Here is an 8,943-nt window from a genome sequence, read left to right on the forward strand (position 1 = left end):
CACCGGCGGCATCGCACAACTGGCGCGCCGCCTGCAAGACACGCTGCGCCAACCGGTGAGGATCATGAGCACAACCGGCCCCATGGCGGGAGCGGTCATGAAAAGCCTGCCGGTGGATACGCTCTACCAGCCCATGATGCACCGCAGCGATAACTTCTTCGCGGAACAGATTTTGATGATGGCCTCTTCGCAGCGGTACGACGAAATCGACTCCCGCCGCGTCATCAAATATATGCTCGACAGCCTGCTTAACGATTTGCCCCATCCGCCCAACTGGGTCGATGGTTCAGGCCTTTCGCGCTTCAATCTCTTCACGCCCCGCGATATGGTTTCAGTGCTTGGGAAAATGATGAAAGCCTATCCAAAAGAGCGCCTCTTTCCCCTGTTCCCTTCCGGCGGAAAAGGCACGCTGCGCAATTATTACCAGGCGCTGCCGAACCGGCTTTACGCCAAAACCGGTACGCTCAACGGCGTGGTGGCCCTCAGCGGGTATATGATCACGAAATCCGGGAAAACACTCATCTTCAGCGTGCTTGTCAATAACCACAATACGACTTCCACGAACGTGCGCCGGGCGGTAGAGCGCTTTTTGGTGCGCACGGCCAACGCGGGATAACGCATGCGGTATAAAAAGAAAAACCCGGCAAACGCTATGTCTGCCGGGTTTTTTTATGTCCGAAAAAGGGAAATATTACTTCACGATTTTCAGTTCGTTGATAATGTTTTTGGCGCCGCCGAGTTTGTCGATGCACCAGAGCACATAACGGATATCTACGTTGATGGTGCGGTTGGAGTTTTTATCGAACTGGAGTTTGTGGCTGAGCGCTTCGTAGTTGCCGTCGAACGCGAGGCCGATCAGTTCGCCATTGGCGTTGATCACGGGAGAACCGGAGTTGCCGCCGGTGATGTCGTTGCCGGTGATGAAGCCTACCACGAGGGTCTGGCGTTTGGCGTCGATATACTGGCCGAAGTCTTTTTTCTTCACGAGATCGATGAAATTCTGGTGGAGATCGAATTCGTAGTCGCCGGGTTTATATTTCTCCATTACGCCGTCGATGGTGGTTACGTAGTCGTAAGACACGGCATCGCGGGGTTTGTAGGGTTTCACCTGGCCGTAGGAGAGGCGCATGGTGAAGTTCGCATCCGGGTAGCGGTTGGCGTTCGGGGTGCGGAGGGCTTCACCTTTCAGGTAAAGGCGGCCCAGCTCGTTGTTCTGCGCGGTGAACTGCGCGTAGATGGGCGCGTATTTCTGGGAGTAGTTCTTCACGAAAGCGGAAGCATAGGCGAAGGCCGGATCTTCCTGGAGGGTAACGGCATCAGGCTGGCTGATGAAAGTTTTCCATTTAGCGTCGTTGAAGATGATGGTGTTGTTGAACACATTGGCCGCCCAGTTGCGGTAGGTTTTCTCGTCGTTCAGGTCGCCGAAAGACTTCAATCCCTCGTAGAAGCCAATGGGGTGTTGGTCTTTGGGGATATCTTCGTAATAGCGTTGCGCCATGGCGGCGAGGATTTTCTGGTCGGAGGGTTTATTCTCGTCTTTCAGGAAATTGGTGCGCGCGGCGTCGGCTGCTGCTGCGGCGGCTTTGATGTCGCCATTTTTGAGGATGGTGGCTTCGAGCTGCTGCAGGGAGCTGGCGTAAGCGGCGAGGGGCGAGCCGAGGGTGCCTTCCATTACGTAGAGGCGGACCTTGGCGTAGGGGGCCCATTTCTTATATATATCCTCGTATTGGGAGAAGACGTTTTCGAACTCGGGTTTGCCTTTGGCCCATTGTTGGAACGCGGCTTCGTTCTTTTGTTTCTCTTCGAAGACGTGGTATTTCAGGAGTTGCTCGGATTCGCCGCCGAAGAATTTCCAGTAGTTGGCGATGCCGGCGTAGGAAGATGCGAGTTGCAGTTTCACGGCCGGATCTTTCTTCATTTCCTCGAACATGAATTTAAGGCGTGCGTCGCGGAGGGAAACGATGGACGGGTTTTCCACGTCTGTTTTCAGTTTCACGCCGTAAGAAGTTTCGTAACGGTTGGTGCCGCCGGGATATCCGAAGATCATGGCGAAGTCGTTTTCTTTTACGCCTTTGATGGATACGGGGAGGAAATGTTTCGGTTTGAGGGGAACGTTGGACGCGGCGTACTCAGCGGGTTTGCCGCTGGCGTTGCCGTATACGCGGAACACGGAGAAGTCGCCGGTGTGGCGGGGCCATTCCCAGTTGTCGGTGTCGCCGCCGAACTTACCTACGTTTTCGGGCGGGGTGCCAACGAGGCGGACGTCGGTGAAGCGCTCGTACACGAAGAGGAGGAACTGGTTCCCTTTGAACATGGGCACTACTTTGGCTTCGTATGCATTGCCTTCGGTGGCGGCTTTGATGATTTCGCCGTAAACCGCCTGCATTTTGGGAGCGCGATCGGCCAGGGTGGAGCCTTTGATGGCTTCATCCACTTTGGCGGTCACGTCTTCCACGCGCACGAGGAATTGAACGGAGAGCCCTTTTGCAGGGATTTCTTCCTGCTTCGAGCGGGCATAAAAACCATCGCGCAGGTAGTTGTTCTGAACGGAACTGGCCGCAGCGATGGCGCCGTATCCGCAGTGGTGGTTGGTAAAGATCAATCCTTCATTGCTCACGATCTCTCCCGTGCAGCCTCCGCCGAAAATGATGATCGCGTCTTTGATGGATGATTTGTTGATGCTGTACAGTTGCTCTTTCGACAACTTCAAACCTTTCTTCACCATATCGGCATAAGTTTGCTGCCCGAGCAGGTACGGAAGCCACATGCCCTCGTCCGCCTTCACAATCTTTACAGACAGCAAAAGCAACAACAGGAATAGATTTTTCTTCATATGTTAGATTTTGTAAGGGCCCAAACCTACCGATTTTTTTCATAACGGCCTTTACCATCCATGGAAGTCAACAAATCCGGGCGGCCCGACGTTAAAATGGCTTGATGATTGATAATATGTAACAACTATACACCATAAAACCACTATCATGAAACAGCTACTGCTTCCCGCCTTTGCCGCCCTTGCCATCCTGGCCGCCTGCCAAAGCTCACAAAACAATGCCGCAAGCGATTCCGCCGCCGCCGCCATGGCCGTTACCACCGATGGACAGCCCACATGGCCGCTTTCGGGCACCAAATGGGTGTTGAAAGAAATCGTGAACGGCCCCAAAGACACCAGCAACTGGGAAAAAGAAATCTATATGCAGTTCGTGGACTCCTCCTCGCAGGTGCGCGGCCACCTCGGCTGCAACGGCTTCGGCGGTAAATTCCTCGCCACGCCCACCGGCGACCTCGCCGTGTCCGACGTGATATCCACCCAGATGGCCTGCCCGGTGCTGGACATCGAAAACGCCTTCAGCCAGGCGCTGCAGAACACCAACAAATACACCATTGAGAAAGATGTGCTGCGCCTCCAGCGGGGAGACACCGTGTTAGCCACATTCACGGCTTCCGCCGCTGCCGTTCAACCTTGATAACCTTTTAAAAATCAATATATATGAACAAGTTACTGTTAATCCTCGGCGCCTCCGCCATCCTGGCTTCCTGCCAGAACCAAACCGCCACAACCGGCGAAGATACCTCCGCTAACGCCAGGATCCACGAAGGGGTAGATTCCATCGAATCTGGCCTGGAACAAAAAGCCGATACCACCGGCGCATATTTCCGTCGCCAGCGCGACGAAGCCTCCGCCGCCATCCAGGAGAAAATGGATTCGCTCGACGCACGTATCGAAGAGCTGAAGAAAGACGGCAGCGCCAGGAGCAAAAGGGCCCAGTCCAAGCTGGAAGCCGCCCGGGAAGATCTGGCCCGTGCAGCTGAAGATGTGAAGAACAGCACCGCCGAAGCCTGGGATAAAACCAAAGCCGGCATCGACAAATCCATGAAGAAAGCCGACAGCGAATGGCAGGAATTCAAGCGGGATTTCAAAGAATTATTCCGCTAAAATATATACGCGTTTTTTACAGAAGCAGGGCTGTCTCGAAGGAGGCAGCCCTGCTTTTTTGAACGGGAAAGGGCCGCCTCGCAGTGAAGCAGCCCTTTTCGTATGAAATATTTCAATCCGCTTATTTGCCGAGCGACCAGCCATTGCGGTAGGTGCGCTTAACGAATTGGTTGGCGTCGTCGAAGTTGGTGATCTTCATGTTCGGGCCATCCCACAGCAGTTTGATATAACGGCCGGGGTAATCGAATCCTTTGCCATCGGCTTTCGGCTTGCGCACGTCGTAGCTGCGGATTGCGAGGTTACCCATGAGGATGGTTTCGGTGAGGGGACCGGCGATCTCGAACGGAGCGCTCAGTTCTTTCTTACCGTAACCGGCGATGCAGGCGTTCACCCACTGCACATAGTGGCCTTCGGGCACGCGGGCGATGGTTTGTTTCACATCCACTTCCTTGTTGCGGGAAGAAGGCAGGAGAGAAGGATACATACCGTAAGTACCGCACATCATTTTGCCTTTCGAGCCTACGAAGATGGCGCCGTTGCCGCCGTCGCCCATTCTTTCGTTGGGGCCCAGTTCTTCGGGGCGCGCGGGTTGGATGCCGCCGTCCATCCAGTGGAGTTTCAGCGGGCCGCGTTTGGTGTCGAAGGTCATGATAACGTGGGAAGACGGGGGGCAGCTTTCGGGGAAATAGCCCTGTTTGAACTCGTCTACATACACGCTGCCAACGCTGGCTTCTGCGGAAACGGGGTAGCCGAGGTCGAGCACGCGGAAGGGAGGTTCCACGATGTGGCAACCCATGTCGCCCAATGCGCCGGTACCGTAATCCCACCAGCCGCGCCAGTTAAAGGGAACGAGTTTGTCAACGAAATCTTTTTGCGGAGCCGTGCCCAGCCAGAGATTCCAGTCGAGGTCGGCGGGTTTGGTGCCGGGCTGTGCGGGCCAGGGAATACCTTGCGGCCAAACGGGGCGGTTGGTCCAGCAGTACACGGTGTGTACATCGCCGATGAGGCCTGCCTGGTACCATTCCATGAGCTGGCGAACGCCGTCGCCGGATGCGCCCTGGTTACCCATCTGGGTTACCACTTTATATTTTTTCGCGGCCTGCGTGAGCATGCGCGCTTCGTAGATATCGTGTGTGAGGGGTTTTTGAACATACACGTGCTTGCCCAGCTGCATCGCGGCCATCGCCTGCACGGCGTGGTTGTGGTCGGGCGAGGAAACGGTTACGGCGTCGATGTTCTTGTGTTCCTTGTCGAGCATCTCGCGGTAATCGCGGTAGTATTTTGCTTTGGGGAAACGTTTTACGGAACCTGCGGCGCGGCTATCGTGAACGTCGCAGAGCACGGTAACATCTGCCGGCCCTTTCGAAATTTCAGACAAGTCGCTTTCGCCTTTACCACCGACACCGATGCCGGCAACGCGAAGCCTGTCGCTAGGGGCGGTATAGCCCGGTCCTCCCAATACATGACGTGGAACGATCATGAAACCTGCAGCTGCTGTTGCACTGTTGGTTAGAAATGATCTACGTGAAATCTGGTTTCTTTTGTTATTTTTTCCCTGAACCATGATTTGATAAATTTTCGTTCAATATAATAGAAAAATATTTAGCAAATATAATATTCTCTACGAGCGGCATCCTGTACTATCCTGTGCTAAATCGATTTTTTCGGTGTTATGTTTCCGTTACCGCCTCCCGGTCCGACCGCGCATCATGAAAGTTTGGGGGCTATTGGCTTTTTCCCCTATTTTTAGCGTTACCAAACATCTTGTTACAACATGTCGACTAACCGCAAACATCCGGTAGCCTTACCGTTTTTATTCTTTTCCGAAATGTGGGAGCGATTCGGGTTTTACCTTCTCCTCGCCATCCTGCAATTATATCTGACAGACGCCGAGAAGGGCGGTTGGGCCATGGACCGGCATGCCGCGGTCGATATCTTCGGTACATTCATCGCATTCGTATATCTCACGCCGTTCATCGGAGGGCTGCTGGCCGACCGTAAGCTGGGCTACACCAAGTCGATCATCATCGGGGGTATACTCATGGGGATCGGGTATTGCGGCCTGGCCGTCAAGGATTTGACGGTGTTTTACCTGTCGCTGGCGCTTATTTGCGTGGGCAACGGCTTCTTCAAACCCAACATTTCCACCCTGCTGGGCAACGTCTACAACGACCCCCGGTACCGCGAGCGAAAGGATACCGGTTATAACATCTTCTACATGGGGATCAATATCGGCGCCTTCATCTGTACGTTCTTCGCCGCTTATCTCCGCAATAACATCAACTGGGGCGCTGCCTTCATCGCCGCGGGCATCGGCATGTTCCTTGGTGTGATCATTTTCGTAGCCGGCCTCAAGCATTACCGCCACGCCAACGTCCTCAAACCCGTACAACCCGGCGACATGCCCCTGGGCTCCATCTTCGCACAGGTTTTTGTTCCCGTGCTCGTCGTAGGTTGCATCGGCTGGTTCATCCCGGGGAATATTTTCGGCACCGATTCAACAGATGCCTTCATCTTCGCCTGCCTTCCCATCATCTACTTCTTCGTGAACCTGCTCCGCAAAGCTTCCGCCACGGACAAACAACCCGTGAAAGCCCTGCTGGCCATCTTCGCGGTGTCGGTGATGTTCTGGGCGGTGTTCAAGCAAAACGGAACAGCCCTCACCACCTGGGCGCAATATTATACCGACCGCGAAATTCCCGCAGCCGTTGAAGCCCCCGCCAAAGCGCTCTCCCTCGCCCAGATAGTGACCAACGAAACCGGCGAAGTAGTTGCTTATGACGACGAGTTCCGCGTGATCAAAGACGAATCCGGCCAACCCGTAAAAGAACAAGGCAAGCCCGTGTACTTCAAAAACGTGGCGCCAGAGAAGATGCCGGCAGAAGGCGCTTCCGTCAGCCTGGTGAACACCGAGCTCTTCCAGTCCGTTAATCCTTTCTTCGTTATCATACTCACGCCGCTCGTGGTAGCTTTCTTCACCTTCCTGCGCAGGCGCCAGAAAGAACCGACCACTATGACCAAGATCGCATGGGGCCTGCTCATTTCCTCCCTGTCCACTTTCTGCATGGTAGGCGCGGTATTGGTTTGCGGAAATGGTGCGGAAAAAGCCTCAGCCTGGTGGCTGATCGGCAGCTACGGCGTTATCACCGCAGGCGAATTGCTCCTCAGCCCGATGGGCCTGTCCCTCGTTTCCAAACTCAGCCCCGCGCGCCTTACCTCGCTCATGATGGGCGGCTGGTTCCTCGCCACTTCGATCGGCAATAAACTGTCGGGCGTACTGGCCGCGCTGTGGGACGGCTACGACAATAAAGTGAATTATTTCCTGGTGAACTTCCTGCTACTCGGTCTCGCCGCCGGCACTATCTTCCTGATGCTGCGCTGGCTGAACCGCGTGTTCAAAGAGCATACGCATGCATAATACCGACAACCGGAAAATAAAAAAGCGGCATCCATACGATGCCGCTTTTTTTTATGCAGTCAAACCGGGTTAATCTTCCCAGGTCATGATCTTGGTGCGGTCTTCCTTCTTCAGGCAAACGGCCAGCATCTTTTCGTCGTACGCGAGATTGTACTGTTTCAGCACATCATCCGGAACACCATCCCATTCGTTGGGCCGGTTGCCGGCGTACCCCAGGTCCTTGATGCCCATTTCGCTGGTAAAGAATCCTGTGGCGGTGAGGTTGCGTATCAGGCTGAAGAACGCCACGCCCTGGCTCAGCTCCGGGGCCGCTTTCTCGGGGAACGCGATCTGGTCGACGATCGCCAGGCGCTTGTCGGCCTCGAGATCCGTGAAGATCTTGTCGTATTGTTTCAGCGAATGCACGTCCAGCCAGCGGAGCCCGCCGCGCATGGGCAGCTTGTATTTCGGCTGGTCCTTGACGATGAACTCGATGAACTCGGGCACTTTCGCATCGGTGGCGGAGCCGGAAGTTTCGTCTTTCGGGATGATGATATCGGCGAGCACGGCGATGGTTTTCATTTCCGCGTCGGAGAAATACTTTTCGGTGGTGAGGGCTTCGTCGCGCAGCACTTCGTCGGGCGTGCGGCCGTAGAACTTACCGGTTTTGGGCGCCTTCACGGCGTCTTTGGTCCCTGTTTCGCAGGCGCTGAGGATCACGCCGGTGGATACGGAACCTATGAAAAGGGCTTTGAGCGATTCTCTTCTGTCCATGGTGATCAGAGATTTTGTTTTTTCAATTCGTCCACGATGTAATTCGACGCGCGGAGGGAGAGCGCGAGGATGGTCCATGTGGGATTTTTATCTGCCTGTGAAACGAAGGCGCCGCCGTCTACCACAAAAACGTTTTTGGCGTCGTGCGCCTGGTTGTATTTGTTGAGGACCGAGCGTTTGGGATCGTCGCCCATGCGGGTGGTGCCCACTTCGTGGATGATCCTGCCCGGGTTTTCGAGGCCGTACTTGGTTTCTTCGCCGGGTTTGGTGCCGAGGGGAATGCCGCCCATTTTGTGGATGATCTCCTCGAAAGTTTCGTGCATGTGGCGCGCCTGTTTGATCTCGTGCTCGCTCCATTTGTAGTTGAAGCGCAGCACCGGGATACCGAATTTATCCACCACGCTCGGATCGATTTCGCAGTAGTTGCTTTCCAGCGCGATGGCTTCGCCGCGGCCGGCAAAGCCCACTGTAGAGCCGTAGTAGCGGCGGTAGTCGTTCTTGAGGCTGGCGCCGTAGCCGCCGGCGGGAGTGCCTTTGCGGTTGGGGTCCATCATATGCATGCCTTCCATCCCGAAACCGAAACCGTATGCGGGCATGCCCATGCCGCCCCAGAATTCGATGTGGTAGCCACGGGCGAAATCGAGTTTTTTGTTATCGAGCCACCAGGGAATATACATGTGCATCCCGCCCACACCGTCTTCGTTGTAGCGCTTGCGTTCCATCAATGAAGGAATATACGCGCCGCGCGAAGCGCCGGTGGAATCGTGGAGGTATTTGCCGACCATACCGCTGGAGTTGGCCAGGCCGTTCTTGTGCATGGGGGATTTCGAATTGA

General features: G+C 55.0%; 8 protein-coding genes. 4 read left to right on the forward strand and 4 right to left on the reverse strand.

Annotation, left to right across the window (positions count from 1 at the left end; translation table 11 throughout):
• Positions 1-616 (forward strand): D-alanyl-D-alanine carboxypeptidase (locus tag Q0510_RS24275; protein ID WP_298717736.1); only part of this gene is annotated, 616 nt, incomplete at its 5' end.
• A gap of 75 nt (positions 617-691) precedes the next feature.
• On the opposite strand, the gene Q0510_RS24280 is transcribed toward Q0510_RS24275, so the two are convergent.
• The gene (locus Q0510_RS24280) at positions 692-2,833 is read right to left on the reverse strand and encodes a S46 family peptidase (RefSeq protein WP_298717739.1); all 2,142 of its coding nucleotides are present in this window, start codon (positions 2,831-2,833) and stop codon (positions 692-694) included.
• 148 nt (positions 2,834-2,981) lie between these two features.
• Here Q0510_RS24280 and Q0510_RS24285 point away from each other — a divergent pair, with 148 nt between their 5' ends.
• Positions 2,982-3,467, forward strand: a complete 486-nt coding sequence (locus tag Q0510_RS24285; protein ID WP_298717742.1) for an META domain-containing protein — start codon at positions 2,982-2,984, stop codon at positions 3,465-3,467.
• A gap of 23 nt (positions 3,468-3,490) precedes the next feature.
• Positions 3,491-3,937: a hypothetical protein gene (locus Q0510_RS24290; protein WP_298717745.1), complete on the forward strand. Its 447-nt coding sequence runs from the start codon at positions 3,491-3,493 to the stop codon at positions 3,935-3,937.
• A 121-nt stretch (positions 3,938-4,058) separates the two neighbouring features.
• Here the strand turns inward: Q0510_RS24290 and Q0510_RS24295 are convergent, their stop codons facing one another.
• Positions 4,059-5,501: a Gfo/Idh/MocA family oxidoreductase gene (locus Q0510_RS24295; protein ID WP_298717747.1), complete on the reverse strand. Its 1,443-nt coding sequence runs from the start codon at positions 5,499-5,501 to the stop codon at positions 4,059-4,061.
• 210 nt (positions 5,502-5,711) lie between these two features.
• Between Q0510_RS24295 and Q0510_RS24300 the strand changes: the two genes are divergently transcribed.
• Entirely contained in the window at positions 5,712-7,355 is a 1,644-nt protein-coding gene (locus Q0510_RS24300) for a peptide MFS transporter (RefSeq protein ID WP_298717750.1), read from the forward strand.
• 69 nt (positions 7,356-7,424) lie between these two features.
• Here Q0510_RS24300 and Q0510_RS24305 read toward each other — a convergent pair whose 3' ends face one another.
• Both Q0510_RS24305 and Q0510_RS24310 read right to left on the reverse strand, forming a co-directional pair.
• Positions 7,425-8,108: a gluconate 2-dehydrogenase subunit 3 family protein gene (locus Q0510_RS24305; RefSeq protein WP_298717753.1), complete on the reverse strand. Its 684-nt coding sequence runs from the start codon at positions 8,106-8,108 to the stop codon at positions 7,425-7,427.
• Between the two features lie 5 nt (positions 8,109-8,113).
• Positions 8,114-8,943 (reverse strand): GMC family oxidoreductase (locus Q0510_RS24310; RefSeq protein WP_298717756.1); only part of this gene is annotated, 830 nt, incomplete at its 5' end.

Origin of the sequence: uncultured Chitinophaga sp. (genome assembly GCF_937874145.1) — a bacterium.
Lineage (GTDB): Bacteria > Bacteroidota > Bacteroidia > Chitinophagales > Chitinophagaceae > Chitinophaga.